Origin of the sequence: Blattabacterium cuenoti (assembly GCF_014251655.1) — a bacterium.
Lineage (GTDB): Bacteria > Bacteroidota > Bacteroidia > Flavobacteriales > Blattabacteriaceae > Blattabacterium > Blattabacterium cuenoti_I.
In genome coordinates this window covers 175,311-197,796 of the sequence record NZ_CP059225.1, presented here as the reverse complement: position 1 = coordinate 197,796, position 22,486 = coordinate 175,311, and the positions used below count along the sequence as shown (strand labels likewise).

The window sequence follows — 22,486 nt, the reverse complement described above, 5'->3', positions numbered from 1 at the left end:
ATATGAATGATCATTTTCCATCTATAGAGAAAATCACAAGAGAATCTATGTTTATTTTGTACGATATCGAACTTAATAGTACTGAATTGGATTTTCAATATACGAAAAAAAAATATATAGGGGATATTACTTTAATTTTATTTTCTTTATCTAAAAAATTAGATAGACCCGTAAAAGAAATAGGAAAAAATATAGGAAATTATGTACAAAATAAATTAAAAGGATTGATTCAGTTTTCTATTGTTGGAGGATTCTTGAATTTTATTTATAAAGATAAATATTATATTTATCTTCTTAAGGAAATGTTAAATACAAATTTTTATGATTTAAAATTTCCTTCTAAAAGAATTATGATAGAATATTCTTCTCCTAACGCAAATAAACCTTTGCATTTAGGCCATCTTAGAAATAGTCTTATTGGATCATCTATAGCTGAAATATTAAAAATGGTAGGTCATAAGATTATAAAAATTCAGATAATTAATGATAGAGGAATACATATATGTAAATCTATGATAGCTTGGAAAAAATTTGGAAAACAAAAAACTCCTGATCAAGTTAAAATGAAAGGAGATCATTTTGTGGGAAAATATTATAGTTTGTTCGATAAAATTTTTCATGAAGAATTTAAAAAATATTCCGATAGAAATAAAATTTCAATTTTTAATCAAGCTAGAGAATTACTGAAGAAATGGGAAAGTAAAGATCCTTTAACAAGAACGATTTGGAAAAAAATGAATAAATGGGTTTATGATGGATTTGAAAAAACCTATAAAAAATTAGGTATTACTTTTGATCAAACAGAATATGAAAGCGATGTTTATGAAATTGGAAAAAAAATTATTAAGGAAGGTTTATTAAAAGGTATTTTTTTTAAAAAAAAAGATGGATCAATTTGGATTAATTTAATTAAAGAAGGTTTTGATGAAAAATTGTTATTAAGATCTGATGAAACTTCCGTTTACATGACTCAAGATATTGGAACTGCTATAAATCGTTTTAAAAAATATAGAATAGATCAGTTAATTTACATTGTAGGGAAAGAACAAGATTATCATTTTCAAGTTCTTTTCAGTATATTGAAACGTTTAGGATTTATGTGGATAAATAAATTATTTCATTTATCATATGAAATGGTATATTTACCGAGTGGGGTCATGAAATCTAGAGATGGAAATGTGATAGATGCGGATAGTCTTATTTCAGAAATGGGTTCGGTTACAAAAAATAATTTTTTAAATTTAAAAGGAAAAGAACAAGAACAATATTCTAAAATTTTAGGGTTATCAGCTCTAAAGTTTCATTTTTTAAAGATAGATCCAAAAAAGAAAATTATTTTTTATCCTGAAAAATCTATAGATTTTAAAGGAAAAACTGGAATATATATTCAATATACTTATTCTAGAATTCGTTCTTTAGAACGAAAGTTTTTTAAATTATGTTCTTTATTGAATCTTTCTTGGAAAGAAATGAAATTTGATATATATGAAAAAAATATGATCAAAATTCTTCAAAAATATCCATTCATATTGAAAAAATCAGCTAAAGATTTTAACCCTTCTTTAGTTGCGAATTACATTTATGACGTATCCAAAATTTTTAATCATTTTTATCAAAACAAAAAATTGATAGATCCTTTAAATATGATGTATAGTAATATGTCTATGAATATTATTCATATTACAGGAAATGTAATAAAATCTGGAATGAATTTATTAGGCATAAGAATGCTTGATCGTATGTAATATTTTATTTATTAAGTATAATAATTAAGTAAAAAAAAATATGAAATTTTATGTTTGAATATTTACGGAATAAATTAGATAAAGCTCTTCATCTTTTAAAGGAACAGAATAGAATTACGGAAATCAATATTGTTTCTTCTCTAAAAGAAATTGGAAGAGCTCTTATTGATGCGGATGTAAATTATAAAATAGCTAAAAACTTTATTCGGAAAATAAAAGATAAATCTATCGGAAAAAAAGTACTTACTTCCTTAAATCCAAAACAGTTGATTATAAAAATAGTGTATGATGAGTTAGTTTTACTTATGGGAGGAAAAAATCCAAATATAGAAATAAATTTTTCTAAAAATCCTAAAAATCCTTCTATTATTTTGATTTGTGGATTACAAGGAAGTGGGAAGACGACTTTTGCTTCTAAACTTGCTTTTTTTTTAAAAAAAAAAAATAAAACTCCTTTATTAGTTGCTGCAGATATTCATCGTCCTGCAGCTATAGATCAATTAAAACGTATTGCAGATAAAGTAGATATTCCTGTATTTTATTTGAAAGAAAATAAAAATGTTCTATCTATATTAGATAAATCTATTCTTTATTCTTATAAAGAGAATAGAAATGTAATAATTATTGATACAGCTGGTCGATTAGCTATTGATCAATTTATGATGGATGAAATTATAAAAATAAATCAACATGTACATCCACATGAAACTTTATTTGTTGTAGATGCTATGACCGGACAAGATGCTATAAATACAGCTCAATCTTTTTCAAAAATATTGAATTTTGATGGAATAGTGATGACCAAATTAGATGGAGATAGTAAAGGAGGAGCTGCGATAACTATATCTAGTGTGGTAAAAAAACCTATCAAATTTATTAGTAATGGGGAAAAAATAGAAGATATGGAGATTTTTTATCCAGATAGATTCGCTAATAGAATTTTAGGAATGGGAGATATAGTTTCTTTAGTAGAAAAAATACAAGAACAATTTGACGAAAAGAAAACGAAAAAAATTTACCATAAAATTTCAAAAAATCGTTTTAATTTTAATGATTTGTTAGGACAGATTCAACATATTAAAAAAATAGGAAATATAAAAAATATTATTTCTATGATTCCTGGAGTTGAAAAATATTTTTTTCCTGTAGATCAAAAACATTCTTTCAAAAAAATGGAAGCGATTATTCATTCTATGACATATGAAGAAAGAGAAAATCCAAAAATACTTTCTGATATAAAAAGGAAAAAAAGAATTTCTAAAGGATCAGGTATTACATTGAGTCATATAGATTTGTTTTTAAAACAATTTGATGATATTAATAAAATTATGAAAAAAATTAATACAAATTCTGGGAAAAACATTGTAAAAGATTTTATATATAAAATGATGAATAAGGAAAATAGTGTATAAATTTGAATTAATTTAATTTTTGTTGAAAATATTTTTAATTTTGTTCTCCAAATATTTTCAAAATACATAATATTCCGTTTTAAATTTAAAATGAGTAAAACATGATGAAAGGTTTTTTAAATAGAGATAGGTTTTTAAACATTTTAAAAAATGTAACAATTTGGGATATTATCATTATTGGAGGGGGAGCTACAGGATTGGGAATTGCTCTAGATTCAGCTTCTAGAGGATATAGAACTCTTCTTTTAGAGCAATCTGATTTTTCTAAAGGGACTTCTAGTCGTAGTACAAAATTAGTTCATGGAGGAATCCGATATTTGTCTCAAGGAAATATAAAATTGGTTTATGAAGCTTTACAAGAAAGAGGTTTCTTATTAAAAAACGCTCCTCATTTAGTAAAAAAACAAAAATTTGTTATTCCTATTTTTAGTTGGAAAATGGGTATTTTGTATTGGACGGGTTTAAAATTATATGAATGGTTATCTGGATCTTTAAGTTTTGGTCCTTCCAAATTTTTATCCAAGGATGAAATAATTAAAAAATTTCCTGAAATTAACACTAATAAATTGAAAGGAGGTGTTTTATATTATGATGGACAATTTGATGATGCACGTTTAGCCATAAGTTTAGCTCAGACTTGTGTTCAAAATGGGGGTATTTTACTTAACTATTTTCAAGTTAAAAATCTTATAAAACAAATTGGAAATAGAATATCTGGAGTAGTAGCTTATGATATTGAAACTAAAAAAAAATATTCTATTTTTTCAAAAATAGTTATCAATGCTACTGGAGTTTTTTCTGATTCCATTTTAAAAATGGATGAATCTAAATGTCCCATTTTGATAAAACCAAGTCAAGGAACTCATATTGTGTTAAATAAATCTTTTTTTAGTAGTAAAAATGCCATAGTAATTCCAAAAACTTCGGATGGAAGGATTTTATTTTGTGTTCCATGGTATGATCATGTTTTGGTAGGGACTACAGATACTTTTTTAAAAAAAAGTATACTTGAACCTACCCCTTTAGAAAAGGAAATAGATTTTATTTTACAAACTTTTAATAAATATTTTCTTTTTAGTCCAAAAAAAAATGATATATTAAGTGCTTTTTCTGGATTACGTCCTCTTTTTGTTCCTCATAATTCTTCATTGAAAACTAAAGATATTTCTAGATCTCATAAACTCATAATTAGTTCTTCAGGATTGATAAGTATTATAGGAGGAAAATGGACTACATATAGAAAAATGGCAGAAGAAACTGTCAATAAAGCTATTGAAATAGGAAAATTTAATAAAAAACCTTCCATAACAAAAACTCTTAGAATTGATGGGTTTAATAAAAATACTTATAAAAGTAATAATTTTCAGAATAAATATTCTGAAGGAAATGAATATTATATAAAAAAATTCATTGATAAAAATCCGTTATTAGATGTTTCTTTAATTTCCAAAGATTCCTTTTTTTATTCCGAGGCAGAAGTTATATGGATGGTTCGTTATGAAATGGCTAGAACGGTGGAAGATGTTTTGGCAAGAAGATTCCGTATATTATTTCTAAATGCTAGAAGAGCTATAGATATAGCACCTAAAGTAGCAGCATTGATGGCCAAAGAACTTTCTCTAGATGAGAAATGGGAAAAATCACAAGTAGATTCTTTTAAAGAATTAGCTATGCGATATTATTACCCAACAGTTTGATCCAAAAAATGTTGTAATATATATCATCAGAATGTTTTATGAATATGAAAAAATATGTGCTATCGTTAGATCAGGGAACTACTAGTTCTAGAGCTATTATATTTGATATAGTAGGAAATATTATTTCCGTAGCTCAAAGAGAATTTACACAAATTTATCCTTACCCTGGATGGGTAGAACATAATGCAGAAGAAATATGGTCTACACAAGCTTCAGTTGCATTGGAAGCTATTTTAAAAGCAAATTTAGAAGGAGAAAATATTATTTCAATAGGAATTACAAATCAAAGAGAAACTACTGTAGTATGGGATAAAAAAACAGGAGAGCCTATTTATAATGCCATAGTTTGGCAAGACCGTCGTACATATGAATATTGTGATCAAATAAAAAAAGAAGGATTAACTGAAATGATTAGAAAAAAAACAGGTCTAATTATTGATCCTTATTTTTCTGCTACAAAAATTAAATGGATATTAGATCATATTCCAGGATCTAGGAAAAAAGCATATTCTGGATCTTTGGCTTTTGGAACTATAGATTCATGGTTAATATGGAATTTGACTGGAAAAGACATTCATGTGACAGATGTGACTAATGCTTCTCGTACTATGCTTTTTAATATTCATACTCTAAGTTGGGATAAAGAGTTAATTGACTTATTTGGAATTCCAATAACAATGCTTCCGGAAATTAAGTCTTCTAGTGAAATTTTTGGTTATACCACAGGTCATATTCTTTCTCATAAAATACCTATATCTGGAATTGCTGGAGATCAACAAGCGGCTCTTTTTGGACAAATGTGCACAAAAATAGGGATGGTAAAAAATACTTATGGAACAGGGTGTTTTATGTTAATGAATGTAGGAAATATTCCTGTTTTTTCTAAAAATAATTTAATAACGACTGTTGCTTGGAAGATTAGAGATAAAGTTCAATATGCATTAGAAGGTAGTGTTTTTATTGCAGGAGCTGTAGTACAGTGGCTTAGGGATGGATTAGGACTACTTTTATCTTCAAGTGAAGCAGAAACATTAGCTTCTTCTGTAGAAAATACGGAAGGTTTATATATGGTTCCAGCTTTTTCAGGATTAGGAGCTCCTTATTGGGATCAAAAAGCTAGAGGGACTATTGTTGGTATTACAAGAGGAACTTCTTCCGCTCATTTTGTAAGAGCAGCTTTAGAAAGTATTGCTTTTCAAAATATGGATGTTTTAAAAGCTATGGAAGCAGATTCTGGAATTTCTATCAAAGAACTTCGTGTAGATGGAGGAGCAACGGTTAATAAGTTATTAATGCAATTTCAATCTGATATTCTAAATGTAAAAGTTGTTAAATCTAAAATATCTGAACTTACAGCAGCTGGAGCAGCTTATTTAGCTGGATTAGCCGTTAATTATTGGACTAGTCTTGAAGATATTCAAAATAAGTGGCAATTAGAACAAGTATTTGAACCAAAAAAAATGTCTAGTCGTTTAGAAAGAATTAGAGGTTGGAAAAGAGCAATACAAACAACTCGTTCATGGTCATCAAAAAATAATAATAAATAATCAATAAAAAATAAAATGACAAAAATATATGCAGAAATCATAGGAACTATGATTTTGATATTTCTAGGAAATGGAGTAGTAGCAAACGTTGTTTTATCAAAAACTAAAGGCCATAGTAGTAAAAGTGCAGAATGGATTATTATTGCTTTGGGATGGGCTTTAGCTGTTTTTATGGGAATAATAGTATCCGCTCCTTATAGTGGAGCCCATATGAATCCATGTGTAACAATAAGTTTTGCTATAATTGGAAAATTTGATTGGGAAATGGTTCCTTATTATATTGTTTCACAATTAATTGGGGCTATGTTAGGATCTTTATTGGTATGGTTATTATATAAAGATCATTTTTTAGCAACCGAAAACGAACAAGAAAAACTATCTGTTTTTGTTACTGTTCCTTCTATTAAAAATTTTTTTTGGAATTTTTTAAGTGAAGTATTGGCTACTTTTTTTTTCATATTTATTTCTTTATATCTTACAAAAGGAACTATTTTGTTACAAGGACAAAAACATCCTGTAGGGATAGGTTCTTTAGAAGCATTACCTGCTTCTTTAGTTGTTTTAGGAATTATTTTATCTTTAGGGGGAGCTACTGGAGCTGCTATAAATCCTGTACGTGATATGGGTCCAAGAATTATTTATTCTATTATTATTTTAATTTGTGGAAAAGGAAAAAATAATTGGGATTATGCTTTTATCCCTGTTATAGGTCCTATTTTTGGAAGTGTACTAGCAGCAATGTTCTATTTATTCTTATCAAATAACTTATAACTTTTTTTTATGTTTTTAAAAGATCAATCAGTCGATCATAGAAAGATTGGTAAAAAATTAAAATTGTTTATTTTTTCTGATAAAGTAGGCACTGGTCTGCCTTTATGGTTACCAAGAGGGGCTATTTTTAGAAAAAATTTAGAAAATTTTTTAACTAATATTCAGGAAAAATCAGGATATGAAATGGTAGTAACTCCACATATTGGAAGTAAAACCTTATATGTTCAGAGTGGTCACTGGAGTAAATATGGAAAAGATAATTTTAAATCTATTTCTACTCCTCGTAAAGGAGAAGAATTTATGTTAAAATCTATGAATTGTCCTCATCATTGTGAAGTTTATCGTTCTCAAGAATGGTCTTATCGTGATTTACCTAAACGTTTTGCAGAGTTTGGAACAGTTTATCGATATGAACAAAGTGGAGAACTTCATGGATTAACTAGAGTAAGATGTTTTACTCAAGATGATGCTCATATTTTTTGTACAAAAGATCAGTTATTAGAAGAATTTAAAAAAGTAATTGATTTAGTTTTTTATGTATTTCGTAGCTTAGGTTTCATGAAATATACGATTAGGATATCTCTTAGAGATCCAAAAAAAGATTATATAGGATCAGAAAAAAATTGGGAACAAGCAGAAAAAGCTATATTGAAAGTGGTAGAAAAAGAAAAAATAAAGGCGTCTATTAATTATGGAGAAGCTGCTTTTTATGGGCCTAAATTGGATTTTCTTATTAAAGATTCCTTAGAAAGAAATTGGCAACTTGGAACAATTCAAATTGATTATAATTTACCTGAAAGATTTGATTTATATTATAAAGGAAAAAATAATGAAAAATGTCGTCCAGTTATGATACATAGAGCTCCTTTTGGTTCATTGGAACGTTTAATAGCTATTATGATCGAACATACGAAAGGAGATTTTCCATTATGGTTAGCTCCTAATCAAGCAGTTATACTTCCTATAAGTGAAAAATATATAGTTTATGCAAAAAAAATTTTAAATTTAATGCAAAACTGTGATATTCGTGTATTTATTGATGAAAGAAATGAAAAAATTAATAAAAAAATTCGAGATTCTGAAAATAATAAAATTCCTTTCATGATTATTTTAGGAAAAAAAGAGGAAAATAATGAAATGATTTCATTACGACGTCATGGGGTTGGAAATATAGGAACATTTACTATTTCTAAAGGAATAGAAATTATTTTTCAGGAAAAAGAAATTAAAATAAAACTAAAATCATAAAACTATTATAAAAAAGAAATTTTCAAGAGGAAATAAGAAAAAAAGAATTTACCGTCCATTGCCCCAGAAAAAAGAAAGACATCGTATTAATGAGAATATTAATTCTCATAGAGTTCGTTTAGTTGGGGATTATTCTATTGAAAATGGAATATATTCTATACAAGAAGCTCTTTTATTCTCTAAAAAAAGAGAATTAGATTTGGTAGAAATAAATCCTAAACTGGATCCTCCAGTATGTAAAATATTGGATTATAAAAAATTTTTGTATGAACAAAAAAAAAGAAAAAAACAATTTAAAGCAAAACAAGTTAAAGTAAATACTAAAGAAATAAGATTTGGGCCACAAATAGGAGATCATGATGGAAAAGTAAAGATAAAAAGTGCTGAAAGGTTTTTAATGCGTGGAGATAAAGTAAAAGTATTTGTTTTTTTTAAAGGTCGTTCTATCGTATACAAAGATCAAGGAAAAATAAAATTATTAAAATTTGCAGAAGAAATTGAAGAATATGGAAAAGTGGAACAAATGCCTGTTATGGAAGGAAAGAGGATGTATATGATTTTAGCCCCGAAAAAATTTTAACTTATGCAAAAATTAAAAACAAAATCTGGATCTAAAAAAAGATTTAAAAAAACATCTAATGGATATATAAAAAGAAAACATGCATTTAAAAATCATCTTTTAACTAAAAAATCGAAAAGAAGAAAGCGTTATCTTTCTAAATTTACTAAACTACATAAATCAGATAAAAAAAATATAAGCAAACAAATATAAAAGCTATGCCAAGATCTACTAATTCCGTTTCTTCTAGAAAAAGAAGAAAAAAAATATTAAAATTAGCAAAAGGTTTTTATGGATCCAGAAGTAAAGTTTATACAGTTGCTAAAAATGCAGTAGAAAAGTCTTTTGTTTATGCTTTTTCAGGAAGAAAAAGAAAAAAAAGAGATTTTAGATCTATTTGGATCCAACGTATTAATGCTGGAGTTAGGACCTATGGAAAATCCTATTCCGTATTTATGAACAAATTATCCAATAAGAAAATTAAAATGAATAGAAAAATTCTTTCATATCTTTCTACAAGTGACCCTAATGCTTTTAAAAAAATAGTAGATTCTGTTTATTTATAAGTAATTTTTTCGTATAAACTTATCAATTTTTTTTTGATCATTTTTCTTTTTATGGAAGAAAAATAATCTATAAAAAGTTTTCCTTCAATATGATCATATTCATGTTGAATAATTCTAGAGCATATACCAGTGAATATTTTTTTTTGTTTTTTCCAATTATGGTTATAATATTCAATCGATACATGAGATTTTCTTTCTACATCTCCCATCACTCCGGGAATGCTAAGACACCCTTCGTTAAGAATAGATTTTTCTCCATGTACTTTTAATATTTTGGCATTAATAAAAACTTCTTTATAATTTCTTCCTTTTTTTCCATCATTGAAATCAGGAGGTTCAATTATAAAGAGTCGTATGTTTTTTCCTATTTGAGGGGCAGCTAATCCTATTCCTTTTTCTTTATGTATTGTTTCAAACATATCTTCTATCAAAAGATTAATTTTTTTTTTACAAGATAAAAAATCTATATCTATACATTTTTTTCTTAAAATAGGATTTCCATAAATAATTATAGGTAATATCATAAATCAATGTTTTCTTTTCTTTTAAGATAAGACTGTAATATAATTGTGGCGCTAATTTTGTTTAAAATTTTTTTATTTCTTTTTTTTTTCAATCCTAATTCTTTCATAGTATGAGATGCTATTTTGGATGTAAAACGTTCGTCTAATCTTTCTATTATCATTTTTGGATATTTTATGTGAAATTCATTTATGAATTTTTGAATATCTGTTTCTATAAAGGAAATTTTTTGATTATTTAATTTTATTGGGAGCCCAATAACTATTATATCTATCTGTTCCTGATAGAAGAATGATTCTAAAAAATTCATCAATTTTTTAGTTGGAATAGCTTTTAATCCAAATGCAAATATTTGTTTTTCATCTGTTATAGATAAACCTGTTATTATTTTTCCATAATCTATTCCTAATATCTTTCTCACTGTTAAAATTATTAATCAACAAATATATATTATTATTAATATTTGTTATTTTATTTTATTTAATTATTTTTGTTCTTTATTAACTTTTTTGTTTTTTTCTTATAAATATGAATAGAAATATGAAAGTAAATGTACTGAAATTAGAAATTGATAAAATTTGGGATAAAAAAAATACGTGGATAAAAAAAAGTGATACAATTATTAAAGTTGTTGATCATTTAGAAAATGGATATATTAGAGTATCTGATTGTTTAAATGGAAAGTGGGTGGTAAATGAATGGATAAAAAGAGCTATTATTATGTTTTTTTTTATAAAAAAAATGAATACAATAGAATTAGGACCATTAGAATTCTATGATAAAATACCTATAAAAAATAAATTCAGAGAAAAGGGAATTCGTGTAGTTCCTCATGCTATAGCACGTTATGGGGCTTATATATCATCTGGGGTTGTTCTTATGCCTTCTTACGTAAATATAGGTGCATTCATAGGAAAAGGGACTATGATAGATACTTGGGCCACTGTTGGTAGTTGTGCTCAAATAGGGGATCGTGTACATATTAGCGGTGGAGTTGGAATAGGTGGAGTTCTTGAACCTATACAAGCTACCCCAGTTATTATTGAAAATGATGTTTTTATTGGATCTAGATGTATTTTAGTTGAAGGGATTCTTATAGAAAAAGGATCTGTGTTAGGAGCAAATGTTGTTTTAACCGCTTCTACTAAAATTTTTGATGTTACTCATGATAAATCCATCGAGATGAAAGGGATTATTCCTAAATATTCTGTAGTAATACCGGGGTCTTATCCAAAAAAATTTCCATCAGGAACATATTATGTTCCATGTGCTATAATCATAGGAAAAAGAAAAGAAAGTACAGATAAAAAAACATCTTTAAATGATGCTTTAAGAACGCATAATTTAGTAATTTAGATATTATTTAATAAATAATGTATGTCTTTTGACGAAGAAATAGAAAAAAGTGTAGATATATTAAAAAAAGGAAAAAACTTATTATATCCTACCGATACAGTATGGGGAATAGGCTGTGAGGCTTTTAATATACATGCAATCAATAAAATATATCGAATTAAGAATAGAAATTGTTCTAAGTCTATGATTATTTTAGTAGAAAGTATAGATCGTTTGCATCAATTAGTCGAATATGTTTCTGATTTTACCATAAAGATTCTTATTGATAATTTTGAAAAAAATAAAAAACCTATTACTATAGTGTACGATCATATTCGTCAAATAGCATCTAGTATATTGAACAAAGAGAATACTTTAGCTATTCGTTTAACGAATGATTCATTTTGCTCTTGTTTGATCCAAAATTTAGATAAACCTATTATTTCTACTTCTGCTAATTTATCAGGATTTTCCTCTCCTCAATATTTTTCTGAAATAAGTCCTTCTATTTTAAGTCAAGTAGACTATGCTGTAAATTTACGAAGAAAAGAAAAAGCTCATTATAGAAACTCTTCTATTATAAAAATAGTTTCAAATAAGGTAAAAATATTACGCATGTAGTTACATGAATTTATCATCTGCTCTTCATAAAAAAATATTTGAAATTGTTAGTTTATCTTCTAAAAAAATAAAACAGGAAAGTTATGTAATAGGAGGTTACGTCAGGGATTTTTTGATAGGAAACATGGAGGAATCAAAAGATTTAGATATTTTAACTATAGGAGACGGTATAAAATTAGCTAAGGAAGTTTTAAACTATATAAGGACATCTTCTCCCAAAAAAATAAAAATATTTAAACGTTTTGGAACTGCTATGTTAGTCTATGATAACCAAAAAATAGAATTTGTTGGATCAAGAAAAGAATCTTATCATTTTTATAGTAGAAAGCCTATCATAGAATCAGGATCATTACAAGATGATCAAAATAGAAGAGATTTTACAATTAATACTTTAGCTATTAGTTTGAATCGTGAAAATTATGGAGAATTAATAGATCCATTTGGAGGATTATTAGATTTGAAAAAAAAAATATTAAGGACTCCATTAAATTCAGATATAACTTATTCTGATGATCCATTACGAATGATGAGAGCCATACGATTTTCTACTAAACTTAGATTTTTCATTGAAGAAAAATCATTCAAGTCTATTCAAAAAAATAAAAATAGAATAAATATTGTTTCTACGGAAAGAATTATAGAAGAATTCAATAAAATTTTATTGGATAAAAAACCATCTTTAGGATTATTGTTATTATATAAATCCGGATTATTATCAATCATATTACCGGAACTAACTTGTTTAATAGGAATTGAAGAGAAAAATGGATATAAACATAAAGATAATTTTTATCATACTTTAGAAGTAGTCGATAATATCAGTAAAGAAACAAAAAATTCTCTTTGGTTAAGATGGGCCGCTTTACTTCATGATATAGGAAAACCACTTACTAAGAAATTTTATCCAAAAATTGGATGGTCTTTCCATGCTCATGAATTTGTAGGATCTAAAATGGTTACAAATATTTTTCAACGTTTAAAACTCCCAAAAGGAGTTATTATGAAATATGTAAAAAAAATGATTAGACATAGTTATAGACCTGTTGCTTTAATAGGAAATGATATTAGTAATTCTGCGATCCGTAGATTATTATTTGATATAGGAAAAGATTTAGAAGATTTAATGAAATTGTGTATTGCAGATATTACTACTCATGACATGGATAAAAAAAATGAGTATAAAAAAAACATTTATCTTCTTATGGAAAGAATGAAGAAATTAGAAGAAATAGATTGTATTCAGAATTGGAAATCCCCTATATCAGGGAATGATATCATGAAGGCTTTTCATATAGATCCATGTAAAAAAATAGGAATTATAAAAAAGTTTATTAAAGATTCTATTTTGGAAGGAAAAATTTCCAATGAATTTAGTTCTGCTTATTTTATTATGTTAAAAAAAGGAGAAGAATTAGGATTGAAAAAAAAATAAATATGTTGTTTTCTGATATTAACGGAATAAAAAAAAGAAAAATCGTATTATTACCACATAATAATCCAGATGGGGATGCATTAGGATCTTCTTTGGCTCTTTTATTTTATTTTAGAAAACTAAAACATGATGTTGATTTAATATCTCCAACAGAATATTCTGAATCATTTCAATGGCTACCAGGATCAAAAGATATTCTTGTTTTATCGGAAAAAACTCAGTCTTTAGTGAAAAATAAAATTATAAATTCTGATTATATTTTTTTTGTAGATTTTAATAATTTATCAAGAATAAAAGATATAAAAAATTTTTTGTCACATTCAAAAGCAAAAAAAATACTAATAGATCATCATCCTTTTCCATTTTTTTTTGATTTTATGTTTTCAGATCCATCAGTATCAGCTACAAGTGTTTTGGTATTCAGGTTCATATCTGATATGAATAATTTATCTAAAATAGATATAAAAATAGCAACATGTTTATATGTTGGATTAATAACTGATACAGGTTTTTTTCGTTTTCCTTCTGTTACTTCTGAAACTCATTTTATTGCTGGAAAGTTAATAGAAAAAGGAATTGACATAAATCATATCCATGATCATTTACAAGAAAAATATAATGAAAATAGATTAAAACTTTTATCTAAAGCATTGAAAAAATTAAAAGTAATAAAAAAATATCGTACAGTTTATACAAGTATTAATGCTTCGGATATAAATTTTTATTCCTATAAACAGGGAGATACAGAAGGAATTATTACCTATGGATTAGGTATTAAAAATATTATTCTTTCTGTTTTCTTTTTTGAAGAAAAAGAAAAATATCCAATTAAAATTTCTTTTCGTTCAAAAGGAAATTTTGATGTCAACTTATTTGCAAGAAAACATTTTAGAGGTGGTGGACACAAAAATGCATCAGGTGGAATATTAGAAAAAAGTTTGTCTGAAACTATTCAGTATTTTTTAAATATTATTCCTTTTTATTTATAAGAATCTTTCCATTTGATATTACATCCATAACTAGGTTTTACTATCGGATGAATGTTTATTCCTTTCAAAACATTTTTTAATATGTTTCTAACATCGTTTCCTGTAACTGGGATTAAGTTTCCAGGTCTAGAATCGTCTAGTTGTCCGTGATAATATAAACTTCCTTTTCCGGAAAAAATGAAAAATTCAGGAGTACATTTTGCGGAATAATATTTTGCAACTTCTTGTGTTTCATCAAAAAAATAAGGAAAAGGATAACCGAATTGATGAAATACTTTTTTCATGTTTTTTGGAGAATCTTCGGGATATTTTTCTGTATCATTAGAATTGATAGCTAAAAAAGAGATCCCTTTTGGGATAAAATCATTAGCTAAATGAACTAATTCCATATTAATGTGTTTTACATACGGACAATGATTGCAAATAAACATAATTACAGTTGCTATATTCGAAAAAAAATATTTTAAAAATTTCTTTTTTCCTGAAGAAACTTCTAATAAGTTAAAGTTTTTTATTTCAATTTTTTTAATTTCATTAGAAGAATAAGTACGTACCATAATTGATTTATTTTTTTTTAGAAAAAACAAAAGATTTTTTCTTTTCTTCCTCAGCCAATTCATCATCTATTAATATCCTACCACTATGTTCATCTATTAAAAGTTGATTACGTTGAATTAATTCGGAATATTTTTGAGGAGTTATTGCTAGATAAGAACCTAATGGAGCTCCTCGTTGTACTGGAGCAACAGCTACTCCATTTTTTACTCTATTTCTTATTTTTTTATAAGTTTTCAATAAACTATAATCAACTTTTTTAGAAAAACATAAAGATTGTTCTAAAAGAATTTTTTCCTCTTTATCATTTTCTAAAAGAATTTTATTTAGTTCTTTTTTTTTGTGAACAAGATGTATTTCTTTATTTTTTAATAAATTTTTTTGTTTTTCTACAATTTCTTCTTTTTTATGAATTTTAATATTTAATTCCTTGATTTTTTTTTTAAATAGTTGAATCTCCAATTTTTTATAATCAATTTCTTTATCAATAGAATATAATTCTTTACTATTTTTTACACTATTTTTTTGTTTTTCGTATTTTTTGATTAATTTTTCTGAAGATTTAATGTTTTTATTTTTTTTTTCTATATTATCTTTGATAAAAGAAATTTCTTCATGAACATCTTGTAATTTTTTTTTCATTTTATCTAATTCTTCTTCCAAATTTTTTATTTCCATGGGAACATTTCCACGAAATGTTCGTATTTCATCTATACGAGAATCTATTAATTGTAGATTATATAAGGCCCTTAATTTGTCTATTACAGTGACCGATTTTTGTATTTTCATAATAAAATTCAATTAATTAATAAAAATATTTCACTGGATTCGTATAAATTTCTGATTCATAAATATAAATAAAAGGAAAATCTTTTTCCAAAAAGGATTTTAATAAATTTTTAGAATATTTTTCACATTCATAATGTCCAACATCCACAATCAATATTTTTTTTTCAGATTTAAAAAAATCATGGTATTTTAAATCAGAAGATATAAAAACGTCAACTTTTTCTCTTATAGCGGCCTCTATTCCCAAACGTCCTGATCCTGTTATCATAGCTACTTTTTTTATTTTTTTTTCTGTAAAAGGAGAATACCGGATACAAGGAAAATTCATTTTTCTTTTTAAAAAAACAAGAAAATCATATTCATTCATTTCTTCTTCTATGTATCCTATAAAACCTATTCCTAGGTGAGGATTTATATTTTCAATATTAAATATTTCATAAGCTACTTCTTCATAAGGATGATTTTCAAAAAGAGCTTTTTTTATAATATTTAATTTATCATAAGGAAAAAGAACACTAATACAAGTTTCTTTTTCCATATGAAAAACTTCTTTTTTTCCACAAAAAGGTTTAGTTCCTTTATTTCCCATAAAACTTCCAAATCCGTCAACATTATAGCTACAATGACTGTAATTAGAAATATTTCCAGCTCCTGCATCAAATAAAGAATTCCTAACTTTATCTGCATAACTAATTGGAACATAAGTAATCATTTTTTTTATAGTTCCCTTTTTTGGAATAAGAACTCTCTCTCTTTTTATTCTCAATAATTTGGATATAACTGAAGATGTTCCTCCATCCCATATAAAATCTAAATTTGTATGAATAATATAAATAGAGACATTATGTTTTAAAGCAGAAATGATAACTCTTTCTGAAAATGTTTTTCCAGTTATTTTTTTTATGGATTGAAAAATAATGGGATGAAAAGATATTATAAGATTACATTTTTTGTTGATGGATTCATAAAAAACATCTTCCGTAAGATCTAAAGTTATCAATATATTTTTTACTTTTTGATGTAGAGATCCAACTATCAATCCAACATTATCATAGGACTCTGCATATTCTATAGGGGCTAAATTTTCTAATTTAGCAGTTATATCTTTTACGATAATTTCCATATTAAAAAAAAAACCTCACGAACAAATTTATAAAAAAAATTGATTTTTTTATTATTGCATAAAATAAAAAAAATAACTATGAGAAAAATTCAAAGAAAACCAAATTGGATAAAAGTTAAACTACCCATAGGTAAAAATTATCATGAATTACAAAAATTAGTTTATTTGCATAAGTTGAATACCATTTGTCAAAGTGCTAGTTGTCCAAATATAGGGGAATGTTGGGGTAAAGGAGTCGCTACTTTTATGATATTGGGAAACATTTGCACGAGATCTTGTAGATTTTGTGGAGTAAAAACAGGACGTCCTGAAAAAGTAGATAGAGAAGAACCAAAAAAAGTAGCAGAATCTATAAAAATATTGAAAATAAAACATGCCGTATTAACTTCTGTTAATAGAGATGATTTAAAAGATATGGGAGTCTCTTTATGGGTAGAAACTATACGAGAAATACGATATTTAAATCCATCTATAACAATAGAAACATTAATTCCTGATTTTAAAGGAAATAAAAATATAATAGATGAGATCATTAATATAAAACCAGAAGTTATTTCTCATAATATGGAAACTGTATCTAGGTTAACAAAAAAAATACGTATTCAAGCTAAATATGATCGTAGTCTTAAAGTCCTTCAATATATAAAAGAAAAAAATAAGAATATTCGTACAAAAACAGGCCTCATGTTAGGATTAGGAGAAACCAAACAAGAAATCATAGAAACGATGAAAGATATAAGAAAAGCTAAAGTAAACATACTTACAATCGGTCAATATTTACAACCTTCTTTAAATCACTATCCTGTTCATTTTTTTGTTTTTCCTGAACAATTTGTAGAATTGGAAAAAATAGGATTAAAAATGGGATTTAAATACGTAGAGAGTGGCCCGTTGGTCCGTTCTTCTTATCATGCAGAAAGACATGTAAAATAATAAATCAATAATTTTTTGTCTTTTTTCCAAAAGAATACTTGTATTTTTTATCGTTCCACATTTTTATTTCACGTAAAAAATTTATAATATAAAATGAGATATATTTATTATTATCATTTTCAAATTTTGAAAACAAAATTAATTGTTCTATCGAACGAGTAGTAGCTACGTATAATAAATTAATATTATCAAATATTATATTTGATAAGTAATTTTCATAAATATTTTGTATAGATATATCATGTTTTATATATTTAAAATATGGTTCTATTTCAAAATAAATAGAATTTAATCCATGATATAAATTAGGATTTACATTCATCCATACTCCTTCTTTACTTGTAGAAATCACATTCCAATCAGTGAAAGGAAGAAGTACTACAGAAAATTGCAATCCTTTAGATTTATGAATAGTCATAAGATGAATAGCATTTGTATGATCAGAAATAATTATACTTTCTTTTTCTTTTTTAGATTCCCAGTAATCTAAAAAATCTACAATAGAATTTCCTACACGACTCATAGACCTATAAACAAAATCTAAAAAAGAATAAATAGATGCAGTATTTTTTTCATTTAATAATTCAAAAGCTTCAATTACATTTTCTGATATATCGTATATAGATTTATTATATAATTTGTTTAATGTTAATGAATTTTTTAATAGAATTTTTTTTAAAAATAGATTCAATGGTAAAAAAAGAATTTCCATAATAAAATTATGATCCTCTTTTTTAGTATAAATAAATTTGTTTTTTAACAATAATAAAATAAAAGAAGCTCTTTTTTGATAACAATGAGGATATACAAGTATATAAAAAAAATTTATGATGATTTGTATTTCTAAATGATTCTTTATGAGTAAAGAAACAGAAGTATTTACACTAAACCCATCTTGAATAAGTTTTTCAGATAAAAAGAAACCTTCTTCATTTTTCCTAACTAATATAGCAATATCTGATAACATATATTTTTGTTTCAATAACTTTTTTATTCTATTTTTTATTTTTGAATATATGTATTCTTTATAGTTTTTGTTATTATCATTAGTACTAAAAAAGTTTATTTCTACATATCCTCCTGTGTTTTTTAATATTTTTTGTTTTGAATTTTTGTATATATCTTTATAAATAGGAGAATTAAAAATTTTAGATATGGATTGATAAAGTGAATTATTAAATTTTACAATTTCTTTATAACTCCTATAATTTGTTTCTATAGTTTCTAATTGTTTATTATAAAAATTTGTATAAGAATAAATTAAATTAATAAACTGTTTAGAATCACCACCCCGCCATCTATATATAGATTGTTTAGGGTCTCCTACAATCATAGCTGATCCATTTTCTGATAAAGCATTTTCAACTAACATTCTAATATTTCTCCATTGTAAAAATGAAATATCTTGAAATTCATCTATAAAATAATATTTATACTGTATTCCTATTTTTTCATATATTTTAGGAAGTGGTTCTTTAATAATTTTTTCATAAAGAATTTGATTTAATTCTATATTTAAAAGAATTTTATTTTCATTTTTTAAAAAATGAAATTCTTTTTCTATTTCATGAATCATTGACAATGTACTGATATTTTTCAAAAAAAGTTTGTCTAAAATATAATTGGATATGTTTTTTTTATATATATGTTTTGTTTTTTGATATAGATCAAATATTTTTTTTTTATTTTTTTCTATCAATATTTTTTGATCTATTGAAATTGAAGTAGAAGGATACAATATTTTTTTTTGAATATATTTTTCAAGACGTTGATTGAAAGGATTAAAAAAAATATTTCCCTTCTGCAATTTTTGAAAAAGTCTTGGTATATCTGAATGAATAAATGAATGTTTTTGAATAGAAGTTTGTTTTAACAATTGAAAAAAATTTTTTCCCTGTTTTTTGCATTTTTTTTCAAAATTTTTAGTTCTTTTTATTAAATCATTTTTCAATTTTATAAAATCTTCAAAAGAATAATTTTTTATCTTTTTTATAAAAAAAAAATTATTTTCTCCTACCATTAGACGAGCTATTTTTAATAATTCTTTACTAAGATTCCAGCTTCTTCCTGTATTTAATTTATCCAGAGATAATTGAACTAAAATATTTGACCATTCTTCTGAATTTTTTAATTTATATAATATATTATCTACAATTTTCAATAAAAATTGATCAGTATTCATTTCTAAAGAAAATACTTCTTCTTTATTGGAAAAAAAGGATCTAATAATAGAATAAGTAAATTTATCTATAGTACTTATATTTTTAGAAAAAGAAGAAAAATCATGAAAAATTGCAAATAATATTTTTTTAGAACGTTCATATATTTGATTTTCAGATAATTCTAAATTTTTAGAAAGATAATAAAATAACGAATCGTATTCTATATTTACTTTTTGAGTAACAGTTGTAATTGAAAATACTTTTAGGTATTGTAAAATACGTTTTTTCATTTCTTCAGAAGCTTTTTTAGTAAAAGTCAAAACTAATACTCTTTTAAATTCATCAGGACAAGTACTTTTTAATAAAACGTAAAGATAATTTTTAACCAAAAAGAAAGTTTTTCCTGACCCTGCTGAAGAATTATATATTTTTAATGTAGCTGGAAGAAGCATAATAAATTTTATTTATCTTAAATACGAAAAATTTTTATATATTTTTCTATAAAAATAAAAAAAATACTTTTTTACATTTGTTTATTCTTTTAAATATAATTTTATGTATAAAAAATTCCCTTTCGGAGTAGCTACCGGTGATCTGGTTGAAGAAATATTTGAATATGCTAAGGAAAACGTTTTTGCTATACCTGCTGTTAACGTAATTAGTTCTAATACCATGAACGCAGTTATGGAAACCGCAGCAGAAGTTAATGCTCCTGTTATTATTCAATTATCTAATGGAGGGGCTACTTTTAATGCAGGAAAAGGGTTAAATAATAGAGAACAAAAAGCTGCAATTAAAGGTTCTATAGCATGTGCTATGCATATACATGAATTATCTTCTTTATATAAAACAACAGTTATTCTTCATACAGATCATTGTCCTAAATCTTTTTTATCATGGATAGATGGATTAATAGATGCTAATGAAGAATATTACAAAAATTTTGGAAAAACATTATTTAGCTCGCATATGTTAGATCTATCTAATGAAACTTTAGAAGAAAATATTAGTATTTGTGAAAAATATTTCTACAGAATGAATAAAAGCAATATGACTATTGAGATAGAACTTGGAGTTACTGGTGGGGAAGAAGATGGAATAGATCATTCGAATATAGAAAACAATAAACTTTATACTCAACCAGAAGAAGTTAGTTATGCTTACGATAAATTAAGACGAATAAGCAAAAAATTTATTATAGCAGCATCATTTGGAAATGTACATGGAGTGTATAAACCTGGAAATGTTATTCTTCGTCCTGAAATATTGAAAAAAACACAAGAGTATATACAAAAAAAATTTAAAACTAAAACAAAACCAGTTTCTTTAGTTTTTCATGGAGGATCTGGATCTTCTAAAGAAGAAATACAAAAAGCTATTGATTATGGAGTAGTTAAAATGAATGTAGATACCGATTTGCAATATGCTTTTACTTGTGGAATTCGCGATTATATGAAAAAAAATGAAGAATATTTAAAAACACAAATAGGAAATCCTAAAGGAAAGGATATTCCAAATAAAAAATATTATGATCCTAGAGTTTGGTTAAGGGAAGGAGAAAAGTCTTTCAAAATACTTCTCAAGAAATATTTTGAACTCATGAATAATATTAATACTTTATAACAAAATAAAAAAAACCATGTCTTGGTTTTTAAGAAAAAAAAAGAATATTCTAACGTCTATAGACAATAGAAAAGATTTTCCAAAAGGAATATGGTATAGAACTCCTAGCGGAAAAATTATAGATACGGAAGAGTTAAAAAAAAATGCTTATGTAAGTCCAGAAGATGGATATCATGTTAGAATTCATAGTAAAGAATATTTCGAAATTCTTTTCGATCATGGAAAATTTTTAGAAATAAATATGAAAATGATAAGTAAAGATCCTATAAAATGGGAAGATAATAAAAAATATACAGATAGAATTCAAGAAGCAAGAAAAAAAACAAATTTATATGATTCTATTAGAACAGGAATAGGGAAAATAAAAGGAATGAACATGGTCATATCATGCATGGATTTTTCATTTATAGGAGGATCTATGGGATCTGTAGTAGGAGAAAAAATATCTAGAGCAATAAAATATTGTATAGAAAAAAAATATCCATATATATTAATATCTAAATCAGGAGGAGCAAGAATAATGGAATCTTCTTTTTCTCTAATGCAAATGGCTAAAACAATTGCAAGATTAACTCAATTAAGAGATGCTAAAATACCCTATATATCTGTTCTTACAGATCCAACAACTGGAGGAGTTACAGCTTCTTACGCTTTACTTGGAGATATAAATATAGCAGAACCAGGAGCTCTTATTGGATTTGCTGGACCTAGAGTTATAAGAGAAACAATTGGAAAAGATCTTCCAGAAGGATTTCAAACATCAGAATTTCTTATGGATAAAGGGTTTATAGATATAATTTCTCCAAGAAATGAATTAAAAAAAAATATACTCAATTTAGTATCTATGATGATGTAAA

Annotated in this window: 22 protein-coding genes; 16 read left to right on the top strand and 6 right to left on the bottom strand. The window is 25.4% G+C overall.

The genetic code is table 11. The features are described 5' to 3' along the window. The first annotated feature begins 2 nt into the window (after window positions 1-2). The 9 genes from argS to rplT all read left to right on the top strand — a co-directional run bounded on the left by argS (window position 3) and on the right by rplT (window position 9,545). Window positions 3-1,745: an arginine--tRNA ligase gene (argS, locus tag H0H63_RS00915; protein ID WP_185858681.1), complete on the top strand. Its 1,743-nt coding sequence runs from the start codon at window positions 3-5 to the stop codon at window positions 1,743-1,745. Window positions 1,746-1,795: 50 nt separating this feature from the next. Continuing rightward, window positions 1,796-3,157 carry a signal recognition particle protein gene (gene ffh, locus H0H63_RS00910; protein WP_185858680.1) on the top strand — a complete coding sequence of 454 codons (1,362 nt, stop codon included), beginning with the start codon at window positions 1,796-1,798 and terminating at the stop codon, window positions 3,155-3,157. 101 nt (window positions 3,158-3,258) lie between these two features. Further along, window positions 3,259-4,854, top strand: coding sequence for a glycerol-3-phosphate dehydrogenase/oxidase (locus H0H63_RS00905; RefSeq protein WP_185858679.1), 1,596 nt, complete (start codon window positions 3,259-3,261; stop codon window positions 4,852-4,854). 38 nt (window positions 4,855-4,892) lie between these two features. Further along, window positions 4,893-6,401 carry a glycerol kinase GlpK gene (gene glpK / locus H0H63_RS00900; protein ID WP_185858678.1) on the top strand — a complete coding sequence of 503 codons (1,509 nt, stop codon included), beginning with the start codon at window positions 4,893-4,895 and terminating at the stop codon, window positions 6,399-6,401. A 15-nt stretch (window positions 6,402-6,416) separates the two neighbouring features. Continuing rightward, a complete protein-coding gene (locus H0H63_RS00895; protein WP_185858677.1) occupies window positions 6,417-7,172 on the top strand; it encodes an MIP/aquaporin family protein in 756 nt (251 codons plus the stop codon). A gap of 9 nt (window positions 7,173-7,181) precedes the next feature. Further along, on the top strand, window positions 7,182-8,420 hold the full coding sequence (thrS, locus tag H0H63_RS00890; protein ID WP_185858676.1) for a threonine--tRNA ligase: 1,239 nt from the start codon (window positions 7,182-7,184) through the stop codon (window positions 8,418-8,420). Window positions 8,421-8,478: 58 nt separating this feature from the next. Continuing rightward, complete coding sequence (gene infC, locus H0H63_RS00885; RefSeq protein ID WP_185858675.1) at window positions 8,479-9,000, top strand: translation initiation factor IF-3; 522 nt, start codon at window positions 8,479-8,481, stop codon at window positions 8,998-9,000. A gap of 3 nt (window positions 9,001-9,003) precedes the next feature. Beyond that, window positions 9,004-9,192, top strand: coding sequence for a 50S ribosomal protein L35 (gene rpmI / locus H0H63_RS00880; protein ID WP_185858674.1), 189 nt, complete (start codon window positions 9,004-9,006; stop codon window positions 9,190-9,192). Between the two features lie 5 nt (window positions 9,193-9,197). Continuing rightward, on the top strand, window positions 9,198-9,545 hold the full coding sequence (rplT, locus tag H0H63_RS00875) for a 50S ribosomal protein L20 (RefSeq protein WP_185858673.1): 348 nt from the start codon (window positions 9,198-9,200) through the stop codon (window positions 9,543-9,545). On the opposite strand, the gene def is transcribed toward rplT, so the two are convergent. Together def and ruvX are read right to left on the bottom strand one after the other, a co-directional pair. Beyond that, window positions 9,536-10,069, bottom strand: coding sequence for a peptide deformylase (gene def, locus H0H63_RS00870; RefSeq protein WP_185858672.1), 534 nt, complete (start codon window positions 10,067-10,069; stop codon window positions 9,536-9,538). The two genes, rplT and def, sit on opposite strands and share 10 nt — an antisense overlap. Beyond that, on the bottom strand, window positions 10,066-10,488 hold the full coding sequence (gene ruvX / locus H0H63_RS00865; protein WP_185858671.1) for a Holliday junction resolvase RuvX: 423 nt from the start codon (window positions 10,486-10,488) through the stop codon (window positions 10,066-10,068). The genes def and ruvX overlap by 4 nt, the downstream gene beginning before the upstream one ends. A gap of 119 nt (window positions 10,489-10,607) precedes the next feature. On the opposite strand from ruvX, the gene H0H63_RS00860 reads away from it, so the two are divergent. The 4 genes from H0H63_RS00860 to H0H63_RS00845 are packed head-to-tail and all read left to right on the top strand — an operon-like array spanning window position 10,608 to window position 14,444. Then, window positions 10,608-11,423 carry a 2,3,4,5-tetrahydropyridine-2,6-dicarboxylate N-succinyltransferase gene (locus H0H63_RS00860; protein ID WP_185858790.1) on the top strand — a complete coding sequence of 272 codons (816 nt, stop codon included), beginning with the start codon at window positions 10,608-10,610 and terminating at the stop codon, window positions 11,421-11,423. Window positions 11,424-11,444: 21 nt separating this feature from the next. Beyond that, window positions 11,445-12,023, top strand: coding sequence for an L-threonylcarbamoyladenylate synthase (locus H0H63_RS00855; RefSeq protein ID WP_185858670.1), 579 nt, complete (start codon window positions 11,445-11,447; stop codon window positions 12,021-12,023). A gap of 4 nt (window positions 12,024-12,027) precedes the next feature. Further along, window positions 12,028-13,455: a CCA tRNA nucleotidyltransferase gene (locus tag H0H63_RS00850; protein WP_185858669.1), complete on the top strand. Its 1,428-nt coding sequence runs from the start codon at window positions 12,028-12,030 to the stop codon at window positions 13,453-13,455. Window positions 13,456-13,457: 2 nt separating this feature from the next. Next, entirely contained in the window at window positions 13,458-14,444 is a 987-nt protein-coding gene (locus H0H63_RS00845) for a DHH family phosphoesterase (protein ID WP_185858668.1), read from the top strand. Here the strand turns inward: H0H63_RS00845 and H0H63_RS00840 are convergent. From H0H63_RS00840 to H0H63_RS00830, 3 genes are read right to left on the bottom strand one after another with little or no spacing between them, the layout of a single operon-like run. Then, window positions 14,435-15,001: a thioredoxin family protein gene (locus tag H0H63_RS00840; protein WP_185858667.1), complete on the bottom strand. Its 567-nt coding sequence runs from the start codon at window positions 14,999-15,001 to the stop codon at window positions 14,435-14,437. The genes H0H63_RS00845 and H0H63_RS00840 overlap by 10 nt on opposite strands. A 7-nt stretch (window positions 15,002-15,008) precedes the next feature. Beyond that, window positions 15,009-15,788, bottom strand: a complete 780-nt coding sequence (locus H0H63_RS00835) for a zinc ribbon domain-containing protein (protein ID WP_185858666.1) — start codon at window positions 15,786-15,788, stop codon at window positions 15,009-15,011. A 16-nt stretch (window positions 15,789-15,804) separates the two neighbouring features. Next, the gene (locus H0H63_RS00830; protein WP_185858665.1) at window positions 15,805-16,911 is read right to left on the bottom strand and encodes a Nif3-like dinuclear metal center hexameric protein; all 1,107 of its coding nucleotides are present in this window, start codon (window positions 16,909-16,911) and stop codon (window positions 15,805-15,807) included. Window positions 16,912-16,989: 78 nt separating this feature from the next. On the opposite strand from H0H63_RS00830, the gene lipA reads away from it, so the two are divergent. Beyond that, complete coding sequence (gene lipA, locus H0H63_RS00825; protein ID WP_185858664.1) at window positions 16,990-17,844, top strand: lipoyl synthase; 855 nt, start codon at window positions 16,990-16,992, stop codon at window positions 17,842-17,844. 4 nt (window positions 17,845-17,848) lie between these two features. Here the strand turns inward: lipA and H0H63_RS00820 are convergent, their stop codons facing one another. Beyond that, the gene (locus H0H63_RS00820) at window positions 17,849-20,458 is read right to left on the bottom strand and encodes a UvrD-helicase domain-containing protein (RefSeq protein ID WP_185858663.1); all 2,610 of its coding nucleotides are present in this window, start codon (window positions 20,456-20,458) and stop codon (window positions 17,849-17,851) included. A 103-nt stretch (window positions 20,459-20,561) separates the two neighbouring features. On the opposite strand from H0H63_RS00820, the gene fbaA reads away from it, so the two are divergent. Then, the gene (gene fbaA, locus H0H63_RS00815) at window positions 20,562-21,629 is read left to right on the top strand and encodes a class II fructose-bisphosphate aldolase (protein WP_185858662.1); all 1,068 of its coding nucleotides are present in this window, start codon (window positions 20,562-20,564) and stop codon (window positions 21,627-21,629) included. A 16-nt stretch (window positions 21,630-21,645) separates the two neighbouring features. Then, on the top strand, window positions 21,646-22,485 hold the full coding sequence (gene accD, locus H0H63_RS00810; protein ID WP_185858661.1) for an acetyl-CoA carboxylase, carboxyltransferase subunit beta: 840 nt from the start codon (window positions 21,646-21,648) through the stop codon (window positions 22,483-22,485). Window position 22,486 lies beyond the last annotated feature (1 nt).